Consider the following 26115-nt stretch of genomic DNA (forward strand, 5'->3'; position numbering starts at 1 on the left):
TCTCACGCATGTTCGTTCAAAAACCTACCAATATGTTTTGTTCTCTTCTTTATTTTGTTTAATTTTGCAATTCGAGGTAAGCATCGTTCTGCAGGCTATGTGTGTGCCTTACTCTGTGAGGAACGTTTGTCTTTTATGCGTAAAGTGTTTTAAAACAACTAAGTAATAGAATGTATATGAAACAGAATACATACAAGAAGATCCTGGTTGCAATGATAGGTGTCATAACCTTGTTGATTGTAGCCCTGTATGGTGTGAGTCATTATATGCTCGATTATTCGCTCAGCTATCCGAAGGAAGAACGAATGACAGCCGAGCATTGGAAGACGAGAATAAAGAGTGAGTGTCCCTGGATTTCGGTCTGGATGGACTCAGTGTATCAGCATCATTGCGTGAAAGACACCTTCCTGCTGATGCCTTCTGGTTATAAGGCTCATGCCCTATATCTCTATGCCCCCAAGTCTACCGACAGAACCGCCATTGTGGTTCATGGCTACAAGGTGCGTGCCGAGGGAATGCTCCACATCGCCTATCTCTACAATCATGATATGGGGTATAATGTGCTTCTTCCCGATCTGTATGGACATGGCAAGAGCGAGGGCGATCATATACAGATGGGGTGGAACGACCGTTGGGATGTCATCAGATGGTCGCAAGTAGCCAATGAGATTTTTAAAGTGAAGAGTGAAGAACGAAGAGTGAAGAATACGTGGCAGGTGATTCATGGCATATCGATGGGCGCAGCTACAACGATGGCTGTATCGGGCGAGAAGACTCCGGGATATGTGAAGTGCTTTGTGGAGGATTGCGGTTATACCAGTGTGTGGGACGAGTTTGCCGCTCAGCTCAAAGACCAGTTTGGCTTGCCAGCATTCCCTTTGATGAACACCACTTCCGCGCTCTGCCTGCACAAGTATGGCTGGTCGTTTGCTGAGGCTCAGCAGATAGCCCAAGTCCGTAAGAGCACCAAACCGATGCTCTTTATCCATGGCGACAAGGATGCTTTTGTGCCTTATGCCATGCTTCGCCCCTTATATGAAGCCAAGACGAGGGGTAGAAAGGCTCTCTTCATAGCCCAAGGCTCTGTACATGCTATGGCTTACAGCGACCATCATGAAGCATATACGTATGCGGTGAAAAACTTTGTTGATTCAGAGTAAGAATCGTATTTCAAGAATATCATTCTATTTTTTTTATGTTCTATGGAGTGGGGATGATTTTTTTCTCTTACATTCTGGGCATTCGCCTTTGATGACAAAGGAAACGGAATGGGGACAGAAACCTTCGGGCAGTTCGAAACTTGGAATATGGATGTCGTCCAGACAGAAAGAGCGCTGGCACGTCTCGCAGTAGAAGTGGATATGTCCGTCATGATGGTCGCACTTGCCCTCTTCCTCGCACAGTTCGTAGTTGAGTATGCCACGTCCGTCCTCAAAGGCATGCACCACATCATGCTCCAGGAATAAGGTGAGTGTACGGAATATGCTCGATTTGTCCATCGATGGCATCAAGGTTTCCATGTCGCCAAGGCTCATTGGGGCAGAATGACTGAGCAAAGCCTTGTACACCAATATCCTGTTGGCTGTGGGTTTGATGCCTTTTCTTGTCAACTTGTCTGTAGCTTGCTGGCTGTTCATCTCTTTGGTTACTGTTGGGTGACGGTGAAAATATGAAAGCGGGTATGTCTCTTTAATCGTCACTAAGGTGCAATAATAGCGTAGGTTCAGCAGAGTCTTTTCGTCATAGCGAAACTCTGCCGTCCCACGCCCGATAGAATATGAATGTTACTTGTTCTTCAACAAGTCGCGAATTTCGGTAAGGAGTTTTTCCTCTGCCGTAGGCTTAGGCTCTGGCTTGGGCTCTTCCTCCTTCTTCTTGGCAAACTTGTTGACCAGTTTGATCAGCATGAAGATACAGAAAGCCACGATGAAGAAGTCGAGGCAGGTCTGCAGGAAGTTGCCATAGTTGATGGTGGCAGCAGGCAGTTTCTCGCCGGCTACTTCCACGGTAGGAAGTGAAATTTTCAGTTCCGAGAAGTTGACACCACCGATAATCCATCCTATAGGAGGCATGATGATATCGTCTACCACCGAACTGACGATTTTGCCAAAGGCACCACCAATGATGACACCGACAGCCATATCGAGCACATTGCCACGCATGGCGAATTGCTTGAATTCACTCAGAAATTTACTCATCTTTTCTTTTTATTATTTTAAGTTTGACATATACACCTTATTATATATAGGGCTGCTGCAACTGCAGTCACGCATTCATACTTTTTATTTTGCAATATGGAGTTGTCAGTATGGCCCCTTAAGGCATGAAAAGATTGCGATATTCTGCAACATGCAGTCTTTTTTAAATAATTTAATACTCAATTCGTGTGCAAAGTTAGAAAAAAATTAGTAACTTTGCGCTCGATAAGAAAAAAAATTGCTCAAAAGTATTGCTTTTTGAATGTTTCAGCTCATTGGCAAGTGCTTCGAGGCTTATTAAGGTAAAAATTATTTTCAACCATTAATTTAAATATTAAACAAAATGACAAAAGTTGCTATTAACGGCTTCGGCCGTATCGGTCGTCTGGCTTTCCGTCAGATGTTTGAGGCAGAGGGTTATGAGGTAGTTGCTATCAACGACCTTACATCTCCAAAAATGTTGGCTCACCTTCTTAAGTATGATACAGCTCAGGGTGGCTTCGCTGGCAAGTACGGTGAGGGCAAGCACACTGTAGAGGCAACAGACAACTCTATCATCGTTGACGGTAAGGAAATCACTATCTATGCTAAGCCAAACGCAGCTGAGCTTCCTTGGGGTGAGCTTGGTGTTGACGTAGTACTCGAGTGCACTGGTTTCTATACATCTAAGGAGAAGGCTTCTGCTCACCTTACAGCAGGTGCTAAGAAGGTAGTTATCTCTGCTCCTGCAGGTAACGATCTTCCTACTATCGTTTACAACACAAACCACAAGACTTTGACTCCAGCCGATACAGTTATCTCTGCAGCTTCTTGTACAACTAACTGCTTGGCTCCTATGGCTGACACTTTGAACAAGTACGCAGCTATTCAGTCTGGTATTATGTCTACTATCCACGCTTACACAGGTGACCAGATGATTCTCGACGGTCCTCAGCGTAAGGGTGACCTCCGTCGTTCACGTGCAGGTGCTCAGAACATCGTTCCAAACACAACAGGTGCTGCTAAGGCTATCGGTCTCGTAATTCCTGAGTTGAACGGTAAGTTGATCGGTTCTGCACAGCGCGTTCCAACTCCAACAGGTTCTACAACTATCCTCATAGCTGTTGTTAAGGGTAAGGACGTAACTGTTGAGGGTATCAACGCTGCTATGAAGGCTGCTTCTAACGAGAGCTTCGGTTACAACGAGGATCTGATCGTATCTTCTGATATCATCGGTATGCGTTACGGTTCTCTCTTCGATGCTACTCAGACAATGGTTAGCAAGATCGACGACGATACATATCAGGTACAGGTTGTTTCTTGGTACGACAATGAGAACTCTTATACTTCTCAGATGGTTCGTACTATCAAGTACCTCGCTGAGTTGAAGTAATACCGCAGTAGCGATATTCAACAATATTATAGGCCTGGCATTGCAAAATGCCAGGCTTTTTTGCGTTTAACACCCGTATGAAACCTTATTTCGGGTCTTTAAGTGATGCTAAACTTCTTTTTTTCGCTTTCTTTGTTTACCTATATCAGAAATTTTTGTATCTTTGCCACCATGAAACAGACGATGATAACGATATTGGGTCCTACGGCAAGCGGAAAGACCAGTCTTGCTGCTGCCTTGGCTGCTGCCTTTCCTTCGCGTATGGACGGGATGGAAGCCGAGATTATCAGTGCAGACAGCCGACAGGTGTATCGCGGAATGGATATAGGAACGGGTAAGGATCTGGCCGACTATACTGTAGGGGACAAGCAGATTCCCTATCATCTCATAGATATCTGCGAGCCAGGAACCAAGTACAACCTCTTTCAGTATCAGCAAGACTTCTATGATGCCTATCAGGATGTTCTTAGAAGGGGAAGGTTGCCCATTCTTTGTGGCGGAACGGGACTTTATATTGAGTCCGTGCTCAAGGGCTACCATCTCTCGCCTGTGCCTCAGAACCCTGTGCTTCGTGAGCGTCTTGCCGACAAGAGCCTGGCTGAGCTTACCGAGATGCTGCAACAGCTCAAGGCAAGGAACGGCTCGCATATGCACAACCGCACCGATGTCGACACAGCCCAGCGTGCCATTCGTGCCATAGAGATTGAGACTTATAATGCCGAGCATCCCATGCCCGAGAGGGAGCTGCCATCGGTTGACTCCTTGATTATCGGTGTGAGCATCGACCGTGAGGCTCGTCGTGAGAAGATTACACGCCGACTGAGGCAACGCCTTGATGAAGGTATGGTCGATGAAATCAGATCGCTTCTCGACAGGGGCATTCCTGCAGAAGACTTGATATACTACGGCTTGGAATACAAGTTTGTCACAGAATATGCGACAGGTAAGACATCCTACGATGAGATGTTTCGAGGCTTGGAGATAGCCATACATCAGTTTGCCAAGCGACAGATGACATGGTTCCGCGGCATGGAGCGCAGAGGCTTTACCATACACTGGGTGGACGCCTTGCAGCCCATGGCAGATAAGGTGGAACAGATATTCGAGCTGACAGGCGACGTGGACAGGTAAATCTTGAAATATAAAAAACAAAATATAGATCATGGCGGTTAATGAAAACAAGTGGGGATTGCTCTATTGCCCCCGTAACGGGTGGCGTGAAGGAAAACGCTGGCTCAAGATAGAGAAGGTGTTGCGCCAGCAGCATGTCGACTACGACTTTGTGCAGAGTGAGAACCAGAAAAGTGTGGAACGGTTGGTGAAGATGTTTATCAACAATGGCTATAAGACAATAGTCATTGTGGGAGGCGACTCTGCACTCAATGATGCCGTCAACTGTCTGATGCAGGTGGACAAGGCTACTCGTGAAGGGATAGCCCTTGGCGTAATCCCTCATGGCATGATGAACGACTTCGCCCATTTCTGGGGATTCTCCGACAGCGATTATGAGCAGACCATCAAATGGCTGAAACAGCGTCGTATCAGGAAAATCGACTTGGGTTGTATCCGTTATACGAACAAGCGCGACGAGAAGTGCCATCGTTACTTCCTGAACTGCATCAACGTGGGCTTGATTGCCGCTATCATGAATCTGCGCCGCAAGACCCATCACTTCCTGGGTTCCCGCACACTTTCGTTCATCTCTTCTTTTGTGCTCATGATTTTCCAGCGCCTCGACTACAAGATGCATGTTAAGATCAATGAGGATGAGATACAGCGCAGGGTGATGACCATGTGCATAGGCAATGCCTCAGGATATGGTCAGACACCTAACGCCGTGCCCTATAACGGACTGCTCGATGTGTCGGTGGTGTATCATCCGCAGATCACACAGCTCTTCGAAGGATTCTATCTCTTCGTGCGCGGTAAGTTCCTCAACCATCGCAGTGTGCATCCTTACCGTACCCGTGAGGTGGAGGTGAAGGAGGCTTCGCATGCCCTCATCGGTGTGGATGGTCGTCTGATGAACACCCCTAAGGGTAGCTATAAGATAACGGTAGAGCAGGAGGTCATCAATTTCCTGATTCCTGCCTGATAAGAGGAGCGGGCAACTTGCTCCTCTTTTTTCGTATAAAGTGGTTGACGGCTGCCAGTCTGAGTGTTGTCAACATGCTGTTTTGCTCAAAAAGTAAGTTGATTTGGCTAAAAAAAACATGATAAAGCAAAATTTCAACTATTTTTATCCGAAAAAACTTTGTTATACAACAAAAAATCGTTACCTTTGAACCAATCTAAAGTAATGTATTAAAAACTAAAACCTTAATATAGATCTATGAGTTATCTAAAATTCGAAAAGGCCCTGATGACTAACCTTCAAGAGTCATTGCCCAAGGAGTTGTTGCGTACCAACCGCTCTGGTGCTTATTCGTGCTCTACGATTGTGGACTGTAATACCCGCAAGTATCATGGTCTATTGGTTGTGCCGGTTCCAGAACTGGACGATGACAACCATGTGCTCCTGAGCTCGCTCGATGTTACGGTGATTCAGCATGGCGCTGAATTCAATCTTGGACTGCACAAGTATCAAGGCAACAACTACAATCCGATGGGACACAAGTACATCCGTGAATTCGATTGCGATAAGGTTCCTACCACGTTGTATCGTGTGGGAGGCGTCATTCTGAAGAAGGAAGTGGTGTTCCAGCATTATGAGAATCGTATTTTGTTGCGTTACACCTTGGTGGATGGACATTCTGCCACTACACTGAGGTTCCGTCCTTTCCTTGCATTCCGCAGCGTGAGACAGTTTACTCACGAGAATGCAACTGCTTCAAGAGATTATGCTGAGGTCGACAATGGCATCAAGACATGTATGTATGCCGGTTATCCCGACCTGTTCATGCAGTTCTCCAAGAAGAATAATTTCATCTTCCAGCCCGACTGGTATCGTGGTGTGGAGTATCCCAAGGAGCAGGAGCGCGGCTATGCTTCCAATGAGGACCTCTATGTTCCCGGCTATTTCGAGATGAACATCAAGAAGGGTGAGACCATCGTCTTTGCCGCTTCCACATCCGAAATCAAATCGCGCAGTCTGAAGGCACTCTTCGACAAGGAAGTGAATGAGCGTGCGCCACGCGACAATTTCTTCCATTGTCTGGTCAATGCAGCCCATCAGTTCCATCGTCGCGAAAGCAACGACGACCGATACATCATTGCCGGTTATCCATGGTTCAAGTGCCGTGCCCGCGACACGTTCATTTCTTTGCCTGGTCTGACACTCTCCATCGAGGAAGACGACTACTTCGAGTTGGTGATGAAGACCGCTATGAAGGGTTATTACGAGTTCATGGAGGGCAAGCCTGTCACCGTACATATTGCAGAGATTGACCAGCCCGATGTGCCTTTGTGGGCAGTATGGGCTTTGCAGCAGTATGCCAAGGAGAAAGGAAAAGAAGCTTGCCTCAAGAAGTACGGCAAGTTTATCAAGGACGTAGTGATGTACGTGAAGTGCAATCATCACCCCAACCTGAAGCTGATGCCCAACGGACTTCTTTATACCGACGGAAAGGACAAGGCTGTGACATGGATGAACTCCACTGCCAACGGGCATCCTGTTGTTCCCCGTACGGGATACATCGTCGAGTTTAATGCCTTGTGGTATAATGCCCTTTGCTTCTGTGCCTCTCTGTGCGAGTTGGCAGGCAAGGAGAAAGATCAGCAGCAGCTCCTCGAGGCTGCCGAACTTGCCAAGCAGTCGTTCCTCGACACTTTCCTCAACGAGTATGGTTATCTCTACGACTATGTTGACGGCAAGATGATCGACTGGAGTGTTCGTCCCAATATGATATTCCCTGTAGCCTTCGACTACTCTCCATTGTCGCAGGACCAGAAGAAGCGTGTGCTCGACATCTGTACCCGAGAGCTTCTTACACCTAAGGGCCTGCGTTCACTCTCACCAAAGAGTGGCGGATACAACCCTGTCTATGTAGGTCCGCAGAGCCAACGCGACTATGCTTATCATCAGGGTACAGCATGGCCATGGCTGGGTGGCTTCTATATGGAGGCAAGTCTGAAGATGTATAAGCGTACACGTCTGAGCTTCATTGAGCGCCAGATGGTGGGCTATGACGATGAGATGTCATGCCATTGTTTGGGCACCATCAGCGAGCTCTTCGATGGCAACCCTCCATTTACTGGACGAGGTGCTATCTCCTTTGCCATGAATGTGGCAGAGATTCTGCGTGCGCTCGAACTACTTGAAAAATATCAATATTAAATAAGGAGGACTGCAATATGAAAGTATTAATGTTTGGATGGGAGTATCCTCCTCATGTATTTGGTGGCTTGGCTACTGCCAATTTTGGTATCTCACAGGGATTGCATGCTCAGGGCGATGTGGATATCACTCTCTGTCTGCCTCATCCTTTTGGTGATGAAGACCGCAGTGCCGCTAAAATTGTAGCCATGAACTGTGTGCCTATAGCCTGGCGCGATGTCAACTATGACTATGTGAAGCAGCGTGTGGGCAACATTATGGACCCTAATGACTATTACCGTTATCGTGACCATATCTATGCCGATTTCAATTATATGAACGTCAATGACCTCGGCTGTATGGACTTTGCAGGTGGATATCCTTCCAATCTGCACGATGAAATCAATAACTATTCTGTGATTGCTGGTGTTGTGGCTCGTGCTGAAGAGTTTGATATCATCCATGCGCACGACTGGCTTACTTTCCCTGCTGGTATCCACGCCAAGAAGGTGAGTGGAAAGCCTCTGTGCATCCACGTGCATGCCACCGACTTCGACCGAAGTCGTGGCAAGGTGAACCCTACTGTTTATTCTATCGAGAAGGATGGTATGGACAATGCCGATTGCATCATGTGTGTGTCAGAGCTTACCCGTCAGACAGTCATCAATCAGTATCATCAGGACCCACGCAAGTGTTTTGCCATGCACAATGCTGTTTATCCATTGAAGCAGGAGTGGCAGGACATTCCTCGTCCCGACCATAAGGGCAAGGAGAAGGTGGTAACCTTCTTGGGACGTATCACTATGCAGAAAGGTCCGGAATACTTTGTCGAGGCTGCCAATATGGTGTTGCATCGTACTCGCAATGTGCGTTTCTGTATGGCTGGTTCCGGCGATATGATGAATCAGATGATTTATCTCGCTGCAGAGCGTGGTATTGCCGACCGTTTCCACTTCCCGGGATTCATGCGTGGCAAGCAGGTGTATGAGTGCCTGAAAGATTCTGATGTCTATGTCATGCCTTCGGTGAGCGAGCCTTTTGGTATCTCTCCTTTGGAGGCCATGCAGTGTGGCACGCCTACGATTATTTCCAAGCAGAGTGGTTGTGGTGAAATCTTGACCAACTGTATCAAGGTAGACTACTGGGACATTCATGCCCTGGCTGATGCCATCTATAGCATTTGCCACAACGAGAGTCTCTTCGACTATCTGTCTGTGGAAGGCAAAAATGAGGTCGACCAGATAACCTGGGAGAAAGTGGGAGCACGCATCAAGGACCTTTACCTCAAGACACTGGGGTGGAAGTAGGTGTGAAGTGAAGAGTGAAGTTAAACGTTCAAATTTTATTTTTTTTATGAAGACAATTTGTTTATATTTCGAAATACATCAGATCATCCATCTGAAGAGGTATCGTTTCTTCGATATCGGTACCGACCATTATTACTACGATGACTATGAGAACGAGCGTAGTATCAGTGATATTGCTGAGCATTCTTATATGCCTGCCCTCACAACTCTTGAGAATATGATCAAGGCCAACGGACAGTATTTCAAGGTGGCTTTCTCTATCTCTGGTGTGGGTATGGAGCAGTTGGAACTTCATGCACCACAGGTGTTGGAGAAGTTGCAGGATCTCAACAAGACTGGTTGCGTAGAGTTCCTCGCCGAACCTTATTCTCATGGCTTGGCATCTCTCGTCAACGAGGAGAGCTTTAAAGCCGAAGTACAGCGTCAGGCTGCCAAGATGGAGGAGTACTTTGGCAAGAAGCCACAGGTGCTGCGCAACTCTTCACTCATCTATAGCGATGATATCGGTTTGCAGGCTTCACAGATGGGGTTTGCCGGCATGCTTACCGAGGGTGCCAAGCATGTGTTGGGATGGAAGTCTCCTCACTATGTTTACAACTGCGCCCTGGCTCCAAAGCTCAAGCTCTTGCTGCGTGATGTGCGCCTGAGCGATGATGTCTCTCTGCGTTTCAACAACAGCAACTGGGACGGCTATCCTCTCTTCGCCGACAACTATATCAATCAGATTGCTGCCCTGCCTCAAGAGGAGCAGGTAATCAATATCTTCATGGAGCTGTCTGCTCTCGGTATTGCCCAGCCCTTGTCAAGCAACATTCTGGAGTTCCTGAAGGCTCTGCCAGCTTGCGCCAAGGAGAAGGGCATCACCTTCTCTACTCCTATCGAGATTTGCAAGAAGATGAAATCGGTAGGCGAGTTGAATGTTCCTGATACCCTGAGTTGGGTAGACGAGGAGCGCGATGTCAGCACCTGGTTGGGTAACTCTATGCAGCGTGAGGCTTTCAACAAACTTTATAGTGTTGCCGACCGTGTCCGCATTGCCAACGATCCTCGTATCAATCAGGACTGGGATTACCTGCAGGCAAGCAACAACTTCCGCTTCATGACCACCAAACCAAGCAATGTAGGTCTTGACCGTGGTATCTACAGCGATCCTTTTGATGCTTTCACCAACTATATGAATATTCTTGGCGACTTCCTCAATCGTGTCAACGACTTGTATCCTTCTGATGTGGATAACGATCAGCTGGAGGGTCTTCTCACCACCATCAAGAATCAGGACGAGGAAATCGAGGTAAAGGACAAGGAGATTGTCCGTCTGCAGGCTAAGCTCGAGAAGATAGAGAAAGAGGCTGAAAAACTCCGTGCCAAGAAGACCGCTACCGCAGCCAAGGCTCCTGCCAAAAAAACTGCTACTAAGGCTTCTGCTGCAGCCAAGAAGGCTCCTGCAAAGAAAGCTGCCACTAAGGAAGAAACTACAGAAAAGAAATAAGAGTATAATCCTATAAATATAAAAAAGGCAATCTGCTGTTTGACAGATTGCCTTTTTTGTTTGTTCTATATTAACAGGTGATGAGCCCGTAGTGTACAGAGAGTAGGTTACTTCACAACGAATTTCTTGTTGTTGAAGATATAGATACCTTTCTTTAGACCTTCGTAACCTTTTTGTGCTACAACACGGCCGCTGAGGTCATAGATGTTGGTGTCTGCCATAAGCTTATTATCCACCGTGATACCAGCTATAGAGCTTGTGGCATCAGTGTAAAGAGTAAATGCCAAGATGCATTGTTTTACTTTCGGTGTGAAGGTCAACGTGTGCTCTACAGGAGAATCAAACTCTACAGTATATTTCTTTACGCTCTTGTCCTTAGGGAAGATATAAGTAGTAGCATCGTAGCTCTTGCCGTTAATCTCACCGATATAGGCATCTGCATCAGCGTAGTTGTCTTTTCCTTCGATGTCCATCTTGGCGATTTTGATACCGTCAGGAATAATGATGGTATATTGATTGGCACTGTACTTGATATAGTTAGTTCCTGAGCCCACATCATATTTCTTGTTATTCTCGTTAGAGATAGAGAAACCATTGCTGAAGGTTCCTGCAGTTGCATCAGTTAGGGTCTTTGAATTCAAGGTAAAAGGCCCCTTTGTATCTGTAACGGTAGAGCCTGTAGATGTTGCATCGCATTCATCTGTCCATGATGAATCATATTTCTTCAGCCACATAGCACCACTGCTTACTGTAATCTTTGATCCATTCTTGAATACGAGATTATCTACGAAACGGATGTCTATACCCTTCTTGGCTGATATCTGTACGTTGTCGAGTGTCACGTTCTTGATGTGGCTTTCTGGGCGACCAACAAAGAAGATTGCGTTACCATCGCAAACATCAGTTGTCTTCACATTCTGCAGATAAATACCATTATAGGTTGGGGTAGTGCTATCCAATGCTCTTGCGTTAGCCTTATCTACAGCAGGATCGCTATTGTAGTTCTTGTCGTAGAAGCAGTCGATAGAGAGTGGGTTCTTAACCTTGGTCATAGTGAAGTTAGTAAACTTCCAGTCTTCCTCACCACCGCCGCGGAGAGTACCATCACTATTGATGCCTGTCTTCATACGGATGCCAGCTGTGGTACCATTCATGGTGATGTTATCGAACCATACATGCTTGATGTTCTTAGTATAGCTACCGATAGAAGCACCATGCCCTGTTCCAAAGTAGCAGTTCCATACATGGATGTACTGTGCGTCATTGTCGCAAACTACATTATCGTCACCATTGCTGATATTACAGTTGTAGATGTTGACGTATGGACCCCAGATAGAGACACCATCCGTGTTATGAGATGCCTTGCCCTTTCCTGCTTCTGAAGCAGGTTCGCTGATGGTTACGTCATGAATAGTAGCATGACTTGCCTTACCGCTATTGCTGATGGTGATGTTCACACCGGGAGTATTCTGAATTTTGAAGTTGCGGAGCAAGAAACGCTTACCCTGTTCGAAGCGTATCATCGCACCAGGGTTGAAGGTCTCGCTTTGCTCTTTTGCCAGCCACCAGCGTGCGCCCTGGCCGTCAATGATAGATGTTTCGCCTTCACCCTCGATAACAACATCGGTAACATTCTTGCCCTTGTTCTTACAACCGATGAATACTGTCTTGTTGTTAGGAGCCTTACCATATTCCACGAGCTTCAGGGTGGCACCTGCGCAAAGGTGGAGTACGGTCTTAGACTTGATGCTGAGTACCTCGGTTTTGCTGGTCATCTGGTCTGTGCTGCCAAACATCCATGTACCAGCAGGAATTACTACCATACCGCCAGTAGTAGGAACAGCATCCAGTGCTTTCTGAATAGCTTTGGTGTTGTCTGCTGCCGATGTGGAGGCACCATAGTCTTTGATGTTAAACGTATTTTCCGATGTGATGGCTGGCAACTGTGGTAATGCTACTGCTGTCCATCCCTCAGGAGTATTCTGAGCATTTTTCTCAGCGGTGATTCCCGCAAAAGTAGTCTGTGCCTTTGCGAGTACGGGTAATGTCATAAGTGCTGCAAGCACCATGTTTTTGAAAAAAGTCTTGTTCATAAATTAGGCTTATATTTATTATATTGCAAAATTACAATTATTCTATATATAATAAGGTGTAAACCTCAGAAAATTATACGAAAACGATTACGTATATGGAATTGAACTTTCGCAAGTTTTGCCTCACATGCCCTGATGGGGCTATGAGCTTTTGGACCTTCAGCCCGTACATAAATCACTTGCGAAATTTGAGTTTACTTTCTCTTCGATGAATCTACGAATTCAGTCTTGTTCTTTGGAAGTAGGGGAGTGGTAATGAAATAAAAAAAGTGCAATGCCCGATGTGAGCATTGCACTTCCTATGCGCTTATGATTTTAATTTCTTGATTTCCTCTATAGATAAACCTGTGGATTGGAAAATGATGTCCATTGGTGTATTTAAAGCAAGAAGTTTGAGAGCGATTTCTTTGGCTTTTTCTTTTTCTCCTTCAGCTCTTCCTTCAGCTCTTCCTTCCGCTCTTCCTTCCGCTCTTCCTTTTGCTTCTCCTTTTATTATTCCTTTTTCCTCTGCATGCTTATATACAGCATAATTGTCCCACATGACCATCATGCTGTTGTCGTATTTTTCCTGCTCTTCTTTTGTCAGGGTCTTTGAGTCTGCTATTTCTGCCAGTCTCTTGAATATTTTGTGCTGAGCCTCGAAAGGCATTTTCTCTAAAGTCTCCATATGTTTCAAATTATAAATCCAACAATCTAAAAACGTATTACACTCCTCTTCTTTCTTTTTGAAAAGGGGCATCACCAAGTAGATGAAACGGATTTTGTTAGAATAAACTTCTCCGCTTTCTTTGTCTGCCAGCACAACGTCTGTTCTAAACTTCTTAGGTGTATTTTCGTCTACATCGAAATTCATGAAGCAGATTACGTAAACAGGCGTAAGATGGTAGTCCCATTGTCCTTTTACGCCTTGGTCAACTATCGTCTTAGAAGCATAAAACAGAGAGCGGTCTATGAAATAAGCCTGACTTTTGTTTTGCATCTCGACGATAATGTGCTCGCCAGTGTCAGTTGTACAAAAGACATCGTATATGATTCCTCTTTGGTCTTTTGTTTCCGGCAACATCTCCTTGTCCTTAAACTTGACATTAGTAATGTGTTGTTCTCCTAAGAGAAGTTGGTTTAAGAATTCTATCAGCAAGTCTTTGCTGTATTCTTGACCGAAGATTCTCTTGAACGACCAGTCTGAGAAAGGGTTGATGTATCTTGCCATATCTTAACTATTTTAATACCTCGCTGCAAAGATACATTTTTCTTTTGTAATTTCCAAGTGAAACAACAAAAAAAGTGCAATGCCCGATGTGAGCATTGCACTTCCTTTATAGTTTGTTATAGCGAAGCATCTTGTGGATGCTTGCTATTTGCTTATTCTGCTTTGTACCAGCGTGGGTCACCAATACGGTTGTCAATCTTCATTGTGAAGTTGTGGTTGGCAGGATCAGTGAAGATCTCATCTGATGTCAAGCTACCTACAGCAAACTCCTTGATGTCGTTAGAACCGTAAACACAATCTTTTGCACGCATAGATTCGTTGATAACAATAGAACCTGTAGTGCGGACACCTCTTGCTGCTGCATCCATGGACATACCAAGAACAGTTCTGATGATAGTCAGGTTGGTGCTCAACTTGTTGGAATCCATGAAATACTTACTACCGGCAACGTTGTTGTAGAAGGTACAGTCGCTGATAGTCACGCCGCCAGCGATAGCAGCCTTCAACTGGATGAAGTTGTGGCTTGTAGTATCGAATGTAGAATTCTTCAACTCCAACTGACCAATAGTGGTAGTGGTTGAACCGATATAGAATACAGGATAACCGCCACCAGTAGACATGTTGGTCATCACACAGTTGTCAACAGTAATCTTGTCAACACTTACTACACCACCCTTTGTACGGAATACAGAACTTTCGAAGCCAGAGAATGTACAATCTGTGAATGACAATTCAGCTACTGCAGCATCTTTATCCTGGTTGATGAGGTACTGGCAACCAGTATCCTTCATACTTACGTTCTGGAAACGGATGTAAGCGTGAGAGCCTGCGATGTCTAAGCACTTCTTCCAGTTCAAAACAGGTTTTCCGTCGCCAGCTAAACCGAAGAATGTAACTGATGCACCCTCAGGAATCTTCACGTTGGCATCAGTACCATCCTCAGATGTAGAAACCATAGTATATTCCTTGCCAGCTTGCAAACCGATGGTAATAGCAACATTGGTCTTGCCAGTCTTCTCCTGTGCAGACTTTACAATGTTAGCAATCACGTCGTTGTTGATAGTAGAGATAGATGGATCCAACTCTACCTTCTCGTCACCAGCAGGCATTGCAGCAGCAGTGCTTGCTGTAACAGAACCACGCTTTGTGTCATTGTAATAGATGTTGATGGTGTAATTGGTTGAAGGTGTCAAACCTGTAATGGTATAGCGACCTGCAGCCTTAGCCTCGTCATCCAACTCGATGGTGCGTGGCTCCTGACCTTCCTCTTCTGTACCGTCTGATACAGTCAACTTGGTAACAGCCTTGCTTGCGTCCCAAGACACTGTGATAAAGTCTTCACCACGATCAGCGTTTGTTACAGCATTCATGATCTGCTCAGCCTTGGTCTTGAAGGTAGTCTTTGTGCTTGAAGCATAGTGTACCCAATGGCTGGCAGTCTTCTGAGAAGAGAGCGCACGCATACGGAGTGAGTACTCTGTATCGCCGATAAGACCAGTGATGGTATAAGGACTGTTATCAGTCTCGAAGGTAAGCACCTCGTCAGAATTGTCCCATGCCTCATCGTCTTCCAAAGTTGCAGTAGTCACTTGAATCTCAAATTTCTCTGCACCATTTGCCTTCATCATGCCGGCATCGAAAGTAACTTCAGCCTCAGTGTCTGTAGGATCTACTGACAGAGATGTTGCGCTAAAGCAACGGTCTAAGGTTGGGTCGATGTCCCAGTCCATCTTGTCAGTACAAGAGACCAATGTTGCAGCGAGCAACATGATGGCCCAAACTGAATATTTTATTGTTTTCATTGTTGTCTTTTGTTAATGATTAGAAACCATAAGAGTTTGCCAAAGCGTTTCTTGAGTCGGCAATAGTCTTGGTGTAGATAGGCAAGATGTAACGGTTCTTCACACCATGATCTGGTGTAGCAACAGTTCCGTCGATGCTTGTACCTACAAGACCTGCACTGATGGTCTTCAGGTTTTTAGTATACTCAGAGTTAGATTCGTCTCTTGCCTCTTCGTCTTCAAAACCACAACCTGTAGCTTTGTTATCATAGTCAGTTTCGGTCTTGCCATTCTCTAAGCCATACCAAGCGATAGAACTCTCGTCGATGCGAGTCTTGGTGGCATCGGTATAGTTGAAGTAGATAGTGGTAGGCCACTCCATACATTTCTGAGCATACTCAGCCTTAGCTTCTGCTATTTTGCTTGCCAGCATACCCCAACGTACGAGATCCCACTTACGTGCACATTCGCCAGTCAACTCCCAAGCATTCTCCTGAGCGATATCGTTCAAGAACTGCTCCTTGTTGTGGTTGGCAGCAGCCTGCAGGAAGTCACCTTCGATAGAAGTGTCGTTGTTGCTTTCCTTCACACCACGGTTATGAACCATTGCCAAAGCCTGAAGTGCTGTCATGCCAGCATCGCCTTGGTAGTTGCCATTGGCACCGGCCAACTCGTTCATTACCTCAGCATACATCAACAGAACCTGTGAGTAGCGCATCTTTACAACGTTAACACCAGTGGTTACCTTTTCTGTAGATGCCTTAGCTGCAGCCTTCCACTCTTCGCCCATCCACTCAGGACGCCACTTACCAATAGTGATACCAAATGGCTTCATGCTCTGCTTGTCTGGGTTTACATCTCCGATACCTTCGATGGTCTGACCATTTCTCTCACCCCACTGTACAGGGCAGCATGTTACGTTGCGGCGTGTGTCATCCTTCTCGTAAGAGTAGAGGAGGGTAGCAGTGGTGTTCAACTTACCAGAAGAGTTTCCTTTCTTACCAAATTCTGATGTAGAACCTTTGATACGCTTACCTACTGTATAACCAAGTTCACCTGTAACATTCAGCAACATAGGAAGCTCGAAGATATTCTCTTGGTAAGTCTGATCGAGTTTACGCGCATTGAGAAGCTGCCACTCGTTCTTGAAACTTGGGTTCATGCTGTGCTTGCCACTCTTGATAATCTCAGTCAACTTAGCCAAAGCCTTCTCGTAGTATACCTTACGGGTAGCCTCGTCAGGACGCTGTGTAGGATAAGTAGGATCAGAGAACTCTGGGAGAGTCTCGTAACCTTCCTTAGCACTTTCACGGATAGCATAGCCTGCACGTGTCAGAGCTACCTGTGCATAGAGAGCATCAGCATAACCCTTAGTAGCATGCTCTGTAGTATAGTTGCCAGTACCTGCCCATGGGAGCAAGTTAGAAGCCTCTTCCAAGTCTTCGAGCAGACCATCGAGAATTATATCGCGGTCGGTCTTTCCCTCGTAGGCATCGCTCAAGTCAGGCTTGGTAGCAGATGTCTTGTAAGGCACATCACCCCAAAGGCGAACCAAGTCGAGGTAGAGCATAGCACGAAGAGTCAGTACTTCGCCTAAGTAGCGTTTCATGGCTGTTTCTTCAGCGATAGTGCTGTTGCGGATACCTTCGATGGCTTTGTTGCAATATTCGATACAGCCATAGATGTTGGTCCATGTTGTACCCAAGTTAGCCCATCCGCCTGCAGTACCATTGTAGTTCATGTAACCACGTTCGTTAGAAGATGTTGAGGTTGATCCCAAACCATCGATTAACTCGGTATCTGTATTGGCACCGTAAGAGATGGTCATACGGTTCGCATACATATTATCCTGTCCGAAATCACCATAAATCTTGTTGATTTCAAGACCTGTGAAATAGCTTGAGTTGAACACGTTCTCCTGGTCCAGAGCTGAGTCAGCTTTCTGATCAAGGAAGTCGGAGCAACTTGTCAGCATGACACCCATAGAGAGTGCTGCTATTCCTAATATCTTTTTCATATTTTGTTTTCTCCTTTGTCTAAGTTAGAATGTCACGTTAATACCAGCTACGAAAGAACGGCTCTTAGGATAAGCAGCGTAGTCGATACCTGGTGTCATAGGATTGCCCTTAGAAGATGTGTCCACCTCTGGGTCGTAACCACTGTAGTTGGTGAAGCAGTATACGTTGTAAGCAGTGAAGTAAACACGTACGCTCTCAAGCCATGCTTTCTTAACCCAGTTCTTTGGCAATGTGTAACCTACGGTAATGTTGTTGATGCGCAAGAATGAAGCATCCTCCAAGTAGGTATCCAAGATCACCATATTGCTGTTGGCTGCTGGGTTCCATACTGTAGCATTGGCGTTGATCTCGTTCAGACGGCTCATCAAGCCTTCTACACCGCCATAAGCAGTTACTGTAGAGCTTGAAGGACGACCGAGGTTCAGACCATTTGCCGGGTCAACCCATGTGAAACGGTTGTTTGAGTTGTAATCATTGATGATGTTCCAACCTGCAGAAGTACCGCTATAGAAAGAAGCACCCTGTGCTGTAGCATTGTAGATCTTGTTGCCCAAAGAATAGTTACAGAAGATGTTGAAGTCGAAGTTACCGAAGTTGGTCTTCCACATACCATCGAATCCGAAACCACCAGTTACCTCAGGAACTGTATTGCCCAAGCGCTGGAAAAGGGCTTCTCCTTCCTCGTCACATTCTACCTTGGCACCACCAGGATACAGTGTGCCACCGAATTTTTTATAAGAGTTGTTCTTTACGTCACCACCTACATGACCGTCAGCCTCTGTAGCCAAGCGCCATTTGGCACCATCATAGATAAGGTCGCCTGTGCCTGTTGCAGGGTCGAATACGGTATAGAAACCTTGCTGCTTGTAGCCCCAAAGTTCACCTAAGCGGCCACCTTCCTCGAGCAGGAAGTCACCATTACCCTTGGTTACCTTGGTACCACCCCAGCTTGATGTCTCATAGTGTGCGCCACCTTCCAACTTGTCAATCTTGTTCTTGTTGTAAGAGATGTTGAAGTTGAAGTTGAGGTTAAACTTCTTGCTGTCTACGATAGCAGCATTCAGTGCCCACTCAATACCCTTGTTAGAGGTAGTACCTACGTTCTGATACTGACGCTCATAACCTGTTGCTGAAGGCAAAGTCTGAAGCATCAGCAAGTCCTTGGTTGTATTCCAATAGAAATCCAAAGTACCATAGATGCGGCCACGGAGGAAACCGTAGTCGATACCGAAGTTACGGGTTGTTGTGGTTTCCCACTTCAAGTTAGGATTGTAGAGAACGGTCTTGCCGTTAGCCTTATAGGTCTCAAGCATACCAGTGTTCACCTCGTTGAAGCCTGGGTGCTTGCCAGCAGCATCAGCCACGCCATAAGTAGGAGAAAGCATACCAGAAGGGATGCGGTTGTTACCGGCTGTACCCAAAGAAAGACGAAGCTTCAAGTTAGAGAGCCATTTGTCGGCACCCTTCATAAACTTCTCGTCAGACATACGCCAAGCCAAAGCTAATGATGGGAACAAGCCCCAACGATTGCCCTTACCAAACTTAGAAGAACCATCCTCACGCAGAGTGAAGGTCATCAAGTACTTGTCTGCCAAGGTGTAGTTGATACGACCGAAGAAAGAAAGCATATTGTCTTTAGCCTTGATGTCAACCTCGTTGCCAAGAGTGCTTTCTGCAGTATTGGTGAAAGAAAGAATTTGATCGATAGAGAAATCAACAGGGAAGTCTACTGATGTGCTGGTACGTGTAGTCTGCATATCAGAGCTCCACTCATGACCAATCAATACGTTCAGGTGATCACGGCCACCGAAGAGCTTATTGTTGTCATAAGTCAAAGTGTTGGCATTGCGCCATGACTTGTATGTGTCGCGTACGAACTGAGCCTGAGGACGACCATTGTGACCAAACTTAGAGTTGTTAACAGCCAAAGCTGTCCATGCCTGGTCTGTGTCATAGTATTTCCAACCATAGCCAAACTCGGTCTTGGCTGTCCAGTGCTTGAATGGTTTCCATGTCAGAGCAGCATTGTAGTTCTGCTGGAAACGTGTCTGCAATTTGTAAGTACCATCCAGACGCTCCATTGGTGAGCGGCGGGAAGAAGATGAGTTTTCCTCGTCTTCATCAGCAGATACCAACTCCTGAATAGGAGCGAAGGTGATAGTCTGTGCTACGGTTGAGTTAGCAGCATTGCTATCGTTGGTGTCAGCACCACCGCTAAGACCCTTGATCTTCTGATATGCCATACGTGCATTGAAGTCAAAGGTAAGCCACTTGTTGAGCTTGGCCTGCAACTTGGCACCGATGTTGTCCTTGTTGTAGCCAGACTTCTCCATGATGCTGTTCTCCTGATTGTGAGCATAGCTTACATTGTACTTGAAGTCCTTGCTACCACCACTTACGTTGGCATTGTAGATAGCCTGTGTACCTGTACGACCGAATACCTCATCCTGGAAGTTGTGACCTGCTCTTGATTTCCAGATGTCATAGTCTGCATAGTTACCATAGTTGCTACCACCCAGGTTTGATGGGTTGTTGCTGGCGCTTGCAGTTTCGTACTGGTAGAGTACGAATTCATAAGGATTGAGAACTTCGATTTCCTTAGCGTTCTTCTTCCAGCCGTAAGAAGCGTTGAAGTTTACCTGAGTCTTGCCCTCAGAACCACTCTTGGTAGTAATGATGATAACACCATTAGCACCACGGGCACCATAAATAGCAGTAGAAGAGGCATCCTTCAAAACGTCGATGGTTGCAATTTCGCTGGGAGCGATATCGCTGATAGAGCTTACAGGGAAGCCATCGACAATGTAAAGAGGAGAGTTGTCCTGTGACAAAGAACCACCACCACGTACACGGATCTTTACCTCTGCGTCAGGTGAACCTTCGGTTGTGGTGATGTTCACACCAGCCAACTTACCGGTCATTGCCTCGCTGACGTTAGAAACAGGAACGTTGGCGATTTCCTTAGAAGAAATGGAAGACACAGAACCTGTCAAGTCCTTCTTCTTTACTGTACCGTAACCGATAACGACAACGTCGTTGAGGCTGTTGGACTCGTCCTCGAGCTTAACGGAAACGGTTGATTTACCTGCAACATTTACGACCTGAGTCTTCATACCGATGTATGAGATCTTCAGTTTCTTACTGTTGCCTTTCAATGTTAAGGTGAAATTACCATCAATATCGGTAGCAACGCCATTGCTCTGCACACCCTGCTCGAAGACAGAGGCGCCGATTACAGGCTCGCCCGTATTGTCGATAACTGTACCCTTTACGGTTTGCGCAGATAGGCTTGCTGCAAAAAACAGCATGATGCTAACCAACGCAATTCTAATTTGTTTTAAATTACCAGACATACATTTATTTGGTTAGATTAGTAAAAAAATATATTTCTTCGCTGCAAAGATACTATCTTTTTTGGTTTTTTAATAAATATGGTGTGTTAAAATCTACGTAAACGTTTTCAATATTTGCGTAAAAAAAAATTTTTCGTATAAAAAACAAAAGGTGCAACACCCACGAACGGGCATTGCACCTTTTTTATTTATTCAGAAGTTTCTTTTACTTCAGTACCACTTTGCTGGTCTTCTTGCTACCATCAGTCATGGTCTTTACGACGATGTTGATGCCACGCTGCAACTTGCTTACCTGAACACCATCGGCAGAGTAGATCTTGGTGCTCAAAACATCGGAAGAAGTTGCGATGTTTTCAATGCCGGTGCTGGTGCTTGCTACTGTAGCCTCGCCAAGACCACCCATCTCGTTGGCTGCACGGACACTCCATGTTGCTGAAGCATCGTCAACGGCGTATGTAGGCTCAACGGTGAAGTCAACCACCTTGCCGTCCTTGCATACTGCCCAGAGCAGAGCATAGTTGCTGTTGTCCCATGTCAGGTTGTTACCAGCAATCTTCACATTAGTTGGAGCAGAAGCCTGTTCTGTGGCAGCAGTTGGATCCCAGTCATCATCACCGCCCATAACGGTTTCGAGGGTGTAGAATGCAGCTTCCTCTGCTGTAAGGACAGGACTTTCTGCTGTCTCGTTGCGACGGTCGGTATAGTTGTCTCCATCCTTTGCATCGTAGGCATCATAAACCTGCTTTCTTCCACTCAGATCTACTGCAGTGCCTGTAACTGTGGTAGAGTTGTATTCAGCAAATCGCTTAGGATAACCACCGCTCATCTCGTCCCAACCTGCTGCTGTAGGAATCACTTCCATCTTGGTGTCGATGAAGAGAGCGATAGGAGTGCCCTTGCCCCAAGGACGACCGAGCTTGTACTTGCCGTTGATACCTGCGGTTGATCCGTCCTTGATAGTACAATCCTTGAAGATGTAACCATACTTGGTAGGCTGTGAAGGTACGGCGAGATAGCCTGTGCCACACATCAAGAGATCTACATTATTATAATATACGTCACCCTTACCGCAGAGGTAGTCGGTGTTGCCACGCAGGATACCACCCTCGAAGTAGAAGCGACCTCTCTGGTTGTTGGATACGTAGGTGTCCTGATAAGCCCAGAGGTTGACGTTCTTACAGATAGTCTTGTTACTCTTATCGTTGAGTACGATGTCACGACCCTTGCCGTCGCCCATGCTGCTGTACATCTTGATGTCCTGGAAGTAAGTGTTGACAGCACCACTTTCCAAGCTCAATACATCACCTTTTCCGATACCTTCCAGTACGTTTGCCATGCCGAATCCGTTGTCGCACTCCACTGCAGGTACTGTATTGGTGATAGAGGTATTCTCATTGCTTTCACCGATGATAGATACATTAGGAGTATTCATATAGGTGGTAGCACTTGGATACTGCTTGCCATCAATACCAGTCACCATGCTGTTCGGGTTGGCAGGAATCTTATAGTCGCCCTGCTTGATGAAGATGCGGAAACGCTTGCTGATATCAGCACGCTTGGCTGCTGCAGCAAGAGCGTCGGTGAATGAACCGTCTGTTGGTACGATGAAGTCATAGAGAGCTTTGGTTACTGCAGGCTTCTCCTTGGTGGTGAAGCTGAAGGTGATGTCGCTCTGGATAGCATTGTCGGTCAAGTCGGCTACTGAACCTGCAGCGAGTGCGAAGGTATATTCTGTAGCGTAGCTCAAACCCTTGTAGGCAAAGGTGATGGTCTTGCCAGATACGGTACCTGTCAACTCCTGACCATTGAGGGTTGCCTTGGCACTTTCAGTCAGTTTTACCTTCTCATCGAAGGTCAATACAATCTTACCATTGGCTGATGCATTGGTTGCACCTGCTGCAGGTACCTGGCTCTGGAGAACAGGAGCTGTGCCGTCATCGAAGAGCTTGGCTGTACCTGTGATATAGATTTGAGCGAGAGCGATACCGTCGTTGGTTCCTGTTGTTCCCTTGACAGATGAAGTCTTGTCGGCAATCCAGCGAACAAATACTGCAGCCTGGTTGTTGGCTTCGGCTGGGAGAGTGAACTCGCCTGCAGTCCAAGCCTTGGCTCCTGGCATCGTGATGGCGCCAACCTTGGTCCATTTCTCGCCATCAAGAGAGTACTCTACATTGTAGGTCTCGTAAGCATTATAATTGTAGAGCATGCTGCTCTTTACCTTGATATCGGTGAATGCTGTAGCGTTGAACTTGGTCTGCCAGTAGGTTTCACCTAAAGCCTTTGTTGTAGTCTTGGTCCAGTTGACAGCTGCGTTCTTGCCTTCGTAACCACCAGCCGTATTGCTCTTGTCGAGCCAGCCGTATGAGTTGCCTTCTGCATCACGGAGTACGAGCTGTACTGCGTCATTGTCTGCTGCAGCAAAGTCGGCAGTGCGACCTTCCTTGCCTTCCTGATAGAAGTCCCATGCCACGATGTAATCCTTGGCAGAGAATGTGGCAGTGAAAGCCTGGTCTTCATTCATCGTCGTCTTGATTTCTGCTGTTGTCTCACCATTGCTCCAGTTGTTGAAGTCGATGATGTCGTTTCCTGTTGCGGTAAGAGTTACCTCTGTACCTTCTTCATACATCTTCTTGCCATCTACCATCTCTGGGGCAGGAGAGAGAGTCACCATATAGTCCTTGGCGCCACCTTCTACCTTGTAATCCAAAGCGTAGGTGTTTATTTTCTCAAAGTTTGCTTTCAATGCAGTGTTGGCAGAGATAGAGAAGGTATATTCTTCATCTGTAGATACTACCTTATTATTGGCATCTGTCCAGTTGACAAACTTGTAGCCGAAATTCTTTGTTGCAGTTACGGTGATTGGTGTTTCTGCATCAAATACTGTTCCTGCAGGAGATACCTTGACGGTTCCAGCTCCTACAGTTGATACAACAGCTGACAGTGTATACTGTTCTACCTGTTGAATGGTTCCGTTCAAAAGACCGTTGATGTGTACATCGGCAAAGCCTTGCTGCTTAGTAGCGCCAACGCCGACGGTGCAACTCAGCGTGAAGCCTTCAGCTGATGTCAGTTTGGCTTGCTGGTCGGCAGTGAGCTGGATGACGATGTGGTTGGTCAGGTTTTCATTTTTCGAATACTTGTCAGACTCTGTTGTCTTGTTTTCTCTTAATGCAGTGAAATTACCCAAGTCTACAGAAGTTCCGTCGCTAAGTTTAGCGGTTACGGTTACTCCATTTTCTGCATCTGTACCGAATCGGTTTACGTAGGTACTGATAGAGGTTGGGGTAAATGTAAGTCCCTTGCTAGGTTTAACGGTCCATTCTACGGCTTTTGTTGTACCAACAGGACCGAAACCAGCCATGACCATCTTGTTTCCGTCTTTGTCTTTTGTAGTCTGTGATGTCTTTTGAGAATACTTCAAGTCACCGGTGTTTACGGAAACCAGACTGAAACCATTTTCTGGTGATTTTGTGTACTGTGTAGCGTAGTTGGCGTCATTAAACGGCCATGAAACGCTAGCTTCTTCGTTTTGGTAGGTTTGCGCATTTGCCACTACCATAACAAACAGGGCTATGAGTGAGAGCCCAAATCTTAGTAGATTTCTTTTCATTTGTTGTTACTTTTTTTTAGGTTATATATACATATTTATATTGTATTCAGTAAATAAGAGTAGGAGTTAAGGGTACTGCTTTTTGCAAAGCTTTGCAAACGAGCGCAGAACATCAAACTTGCTTGAATGTTATGCCGAGTGCAGCTTTGACTTGGGTACAAAGGTAATGCAAAATCTTGATAGTTGTTCCTCCTTAATCTAATTAAACTCACGTAAACGTTTACGATGAATTCTTGCATTTTTGTCTTGCATTTTTTACGATTAAGTTGTACTTTTGCATCGTAGTCATATTAAAGACTAATTCTAAAACATAAAACAAACAAAATAATAAACTAAAAACAAACGATTATGAAGAAATTCTTTACTCTTATTGCCGCTGTCGCTATGGCAGCAAGTGTGAACGCTCAGGGCACTTATGCAGTGCAGGTGGGTGACAATTTTAATGCTGGTGACAAGATTACATCAGTAGATAACATCACCTTGACTTATATGGAGAATGCTGGCACAGCTTTTAAAACAGGTAAGGCTATGGGTAACTGGGCTGACGCAGACTTCGTGGCTTATGTATCTGGTCAGAACAGTGGTAAGTTGGTATCTGGTGCTGAGCCAACAGGTTGTGTTTATAAGTTCGAGACAAAAAAGGCAGGTTCTCTAACAGTAGGTGTTCAGTTGAACGGTGGTAAGGGCTTCCATGTCCTGGATGCAACTTTTGCTGAGGTTACTCTTGCTTCTTATAATTTGCCAAGTGCTAAGGATGGTGCTTCTCAGACTTTCGATAAGAACGAAAAGGACGAGAATATTCTTGCTTTAAAGTCTAATGGCGTTGTAAAAATCAACGTTGCTGAGGGTGGTACATACTATGTTCTCTGTACTGGTTCAAAGCTGGGCTTCTATGGTTTCAAGTATGAGGTTGGATCACCAACAGGCATCTCTTCTGTCAAAGCTGAGGCTGCTAACGAGGGTGCTACATTCAACCTCTTGGGTCAGAAGGTAGCAAGCAATGCTAAGGGCATTGTTATCAAGAACGGCAAAAAGTTTATTAACAAGTAATTTCGTTTTCCCTTGCAGTACTTCGTTCCTGCAAGTCGCAAAAAATAATAAGGTCTTCTGTTTCGGCAGAAGACCTTTTTTTATTCAACTATCGCAAGTAAGCGCCACATGTTCTGAAGGTGCAGAAGGAATGCTCTGAAGGTGCAGAAAGTCATAGAAGCAGCACGCTCTGAAGGTACAGAAGGTCATAGAAGCAGCACGCCCTGAAGGGGCAGAAGCTCTTAGCCCAGGGCAGCGCCCTGGGTTATTGCGGGCGTTTGCCTATCGCCCTGTAAGGGCAAAAGCTTTAAAACTCCTGGCAATTTATAAAGCTTTTGCCCTTACAGGTAGGGTGTTCAAAATCTATCAATTTTTCGACACGCTTTTTGCGTCGAAATAC

The 26115-nt window shown here is 45.9% G+C and carries 16 protein-coding genes; 8 read left to right on the forward strand and 8 right to left on the reverse strand.

Going from position 1 to position 26115, the window contains the following annotated elements:
- Positions 1-176 precede the first annotated feature (176 nt).
- On the forward strand, positions 177-1160 hold the full coding sequence (locus F7D20_RS11565; RefSeq protein ID WP_158464170.1) for an alpha/beta hydrolase: 984 nt from the start codon (positions 177-179) through the stop codon (positions 1158-1160).
- 33 nt (positions 1161-1193) lie between these two features.
- Here F7D20_RS11565 and F7D20_RS11570 read toward each other — a convergent pair whose 3' ends face one another.
- A complete protein-coding gene (locus F7D20_RS11570; protein WP_158464171.1) occupies positions 1194-1637 on the reverse strand; it encodes a Fur family transcriptional regulator in 444 nt (147 codons plus the stop codon).
- 147 nt (positions 1638-1784) lie between these two features.
- A complete protein-coding gene (gene mscL / locus F7D20_RS11575) occupies positions 1785-2198 on the reverse strand; it encodes a large-conductance mechanosensitive channel protein MscL (protein ID WP_022251977.1) in 414 nt (137 codons plus the stop codon).
- Positions 2199-2541: 343 nt separating this feature from the next.
- Here mscL and gap point away from each other — a divergent pair, with 343 nt between their 5' ends.
- The 6 genes from gap to F7D20_RS11605 all read left to right on the forward strand — a co-directional run bounded on the left by gap (position 2542) and on the right by F7D20_RS11605 (position 10621).
- Positions 2542-3570 carry a type I glyceraldehyde-3-phosphate dehydrogenase gene (gap, locus tag F7D20_RS11580; RefSeq protein WP_022251978.1) on the forward strand — a complete coding sequence of 343 codons (1029 nt, stop codon included), beginning with the start codon at positions 2542-2544 and terminating at the stop codon, positions 3568-3570.
- Between the two features lie 171 nt (positions 3571-3741).
- Positions 3742-4701, forward strand: a complete 960-nt coding sequence (gene miaA / locus F7D20_RS11585; RefSeq protein ID WP_158464172.1) for a tRNA (adenosine(37)-N6)-dimethylallyltransferase MiaA — start codon at positions 3742-3744, stop codon at positions 4699-4701.
- A 31-nt stretch (positions 4702-4732) separates the two neighbouring features.
- The gene (locus F7D20_RS11590) at positions 4733-5665 is read left to right on the forward strand and encodes a diacylglycerol/lipid kinase family protein (RefSeq protein WP_022251981.1); all 933 of its coding nucleotides are present in this window, start codon (positions 4733-4735) and stop codon (positions 5663-5665) included.
- Between the two features lie 237 nt (positions 5666-5902).
- Positions 5903-7846 carry a glycogen debranching enzyme N-terminal domain-containing protein gene (locus tag F7D20_RS11595; RefSeq protein ID WP_158464173.1) on the forward strand — a complete coding sequence of 648 codons (1944 nt, stop codon included), beginning with the start codon at positions 5903-5905 and terminating at the stop codon, positions 7844-7846.
- A 17-nt stretch (positions 7847-7863) separates the two neighbouring features.
- The gene (locus F7D20_RS11600) at positions 7864-9132 is read left to right on the forward strand and encodes a glycosyltransferase family 4 protein (protein ID WP_158464174.1); all 1269 of its coding nucleotides are present in this window, start codon (positions 7864-7866) and stop codon (positions 9130-9132) included.
- A 46-nt stretch (positions 9133-9178) separates the two neighbouring features.
- Positions 9179-10621: a glycoside hydrolase family 57 protein gene (locus F7D20_RS11605; protein WP_158464175.1), complete on the forward strand. Its 1443-nt coding sequence runs from the start codon at positions 9179-9181 to the stop codon at positions 10619-10621.
- Between the two features lie 107 nt (positions 10622-10728).
- Here the strand turns inward: F7D20_RS11605 and F7D20_RS11610 are convergent, their stop codons facing one another.
- From F7D20_RS11610 to F7D20_RS11635, 6 genes are all read right to left on the reverse strand, one after another.
- Positions 10729-12714 carry a glycoside hydrolase family 28 protein gene (locus F7D20_RS11610; protein ID WP_158464176.1) on the reverse strand — a complete coding sequence of 662 codons (1986 nt, stop codon included), beginning with the start codon at positions 12712-12714 and terminating at the stop codon, positions 10729-10731.
- Between the two features lie 307 nt (positions 12715-13021).
- Positions 13022-13924 (reverse strand): Rpn family recombination-promoting nuclease/putative transposase, encoded by a 903-nt coding sequence (locus tag F7D20_RS11615; protein WP_158464177.1) that lies wholly within the window; start codon positions 13922-13924, stop codon positions 13022-13024.
- A 152-nt stretch (positions 13925-14076) separates the two neighbouring features.
- Complete coding sequence (locus tag F7D20_RS11620; RefSeq protein WP_158464178.1) at positions 14077-15726, reverse strand: DUF5123 domain-containing protein; 1650 nt, start codon at positions 15724-15726, stop codon at positions 14077-14079.
- Positions 15727-15745: 19 nt separating this feature from the next.
- Positions 15746-17722 carry a RagB/SusD family nutrient uptake outer membrane protein gene (locus tag F7D20_RS11625; protein ID WP_158464179.1) on the reverse strand — a complete coding sequence of 659 codons (1977 nt, stop codon included), beginning with the start codon at positions 17720-17722 and terminating at the stop codon, positions 15746-15748.
- 24 nt (positions 17723-17746) lie between these two features.
- The gene (locus tag F7D20_RS11630; RefSeq protein ID WP_158464180.1) at positions 17747-21076 is read right to left on the reverse strand and encodes a SusC/RagA family TonB-linked outer membrane protein; all 3330 of its coding nucleotides are present in this window, start codon (positions 21074-21076) and stop codon (positions 17747-17749) included.
- 205 nt (positions 21077-21281) lie between these two features.
- Positions 21282-24686 carry an Ig-like domain-containing protein gene (locus F7D20_RS11635; protein ID WP_158464181.1) on the reverse strand — a complete coding sequence of 1135 codons (3405 nt, stop codon included), beginning with the start codon at positions 24684-24686 and terminating at the stop codon, positions 21282-21284.
- 348 nt (positions 24687-25034) lie between these two features.
- Here F7D20_RS11635 and F7D20_RS11640 point away from each other — a divergent pair, with 348 nt between their 5' ends.
- On the forward strand, positions 25035-25736 hold the full coding sequence (locus F7D20_RS11640; protein WP_158464182.1) for a hypothetical protein: 702 nt from the start codon (positions 25035-25037) through the stop codon (positions 25734-25736).
- Positions 25737-26115 lie beyond the last annotated feature (379 nt).

It is taken from the genome of Segatella copri (assembly GCF_009495355.1).
Classification (GTDB): domain Bacteria; phylum Bacteroidota; class Bacteroidia; order Bacteroidales; family Bacteroidaceae; genus Prevotella.

Excerpts from the sequence above, each read along its gene's own strand:
- F7D20_RS11625 (WP_158464179.1), bottom strand. The coding sequence starts at position 17,722 with ATGAAAAAGATATTAGGAATAGCAGCACTCTCTATGGGTGTCATGCTG.
- miaA (WP_158464172.1), top strand. The coding sequence starts at position 3,742 with ATGAAACAGACGATGATAACGATATTGGGTCCTACGGCAAGCGGAAAG.
- F7D20_RS11605 (WP_158464175.1), top strand. The coding sequence starts at position 9,179 with ATGAAGACAATTTGTTTATATTTCGAAATACATCAGATCATCCATCTG.
- F7D20_RS11635 (WP_158464181.1), bottom strand. The coding sequence starts at position 24,686 with ATGAAAAGAAATCTACTAAGATTTGGGCTCTCACTCATAGCCCTGTTT.
- F7D20_RS11570 (WP_158464171.1), bottom strand. The coding sequence starts at position 1,637 with ATGAACAGCCAGCAAGCTACAGACAAGTTGACAAGAAAAGGCATCAAA.
- F7D20_RS11610 (WP_158464176.1), bottom strand. The coding sequence starts at position 12,714 with ATGAACAAGACTTTTTTCAAAAACATGGTGCTTGCAGCACTTATGACA.
- F7D20_RS11620 (WP_158464178.1), bottom strand. The coding sequence starts at position 15,726 with ATGAAAACAATAAAATATTCAGTTTGGGCCATCATGTTGCTCGCTGCA.
- gap (WP_022251978.1), top strand. The coding sequence starts at position 2,542 with ATGACAAAAGTTGCTATTAACGGCTTCGGCCGTATCGGTCGTCTGGCT.
- F7D20_RS11565 (WP_158464170.1), top strand. The coding sequence starts at position 177 with ATGAAACAGAATACATACAAGAAGATCCTGGTTGCAATGATAGGTGTC.
- F7D20_RS11630 (WP_158464180.1), bottom strand. The coding sequence starts at position 21,076 with ATGTCTGGTAATTTAAAACAAATTAGAATTGCGTTGGTTAGCATCATG.
- F7D20_RS11600 (WP_158464174.1), top strand. The coding sequence starts at position 7,864 with ATGAAAGTATTAATGTTTGGATGGGAGTATCCTCCTCATGTATTTGGT.
- mscL (WP_022251977.1), bottom strand. The coding sequence starts at position 2,198 with ATGAGTAAATTTCTGAGTGAATTCAAGCAATTCGCCATGCGTGGCAAT.
- F7D20_RS11595 (WP_158464173.1), top strand. The coding sequence starts at position 5,903 with ATGAGTTATCTAAAATTCGAAAAGGCCCTGATGACTAACCTTCAAGAG.
- F7D20_RS11640 (WP_158464182.1), top strand. The coding sequence starts at position 25,035 with ATGAAGAAATTCTTTACTCTTATTGCCGCTGTCGCTATGGCAGCAAGT.
- F7D20_RS11615 (WP_158464177.1), bottom strand. The coding sequence starts at position 13,924 with ATGGCAAGATACATCAACCCTTTCTCAGACTGGTCGTTCAAGAGAATC.
- F7D20_RS11590 (WP_022251981.1), top strand. The coding sequence starts at position 4,733 with ATGGCGGTTAATGAAAACAAGTGGGGATTGCTCTATTGCCCCCGTAAC.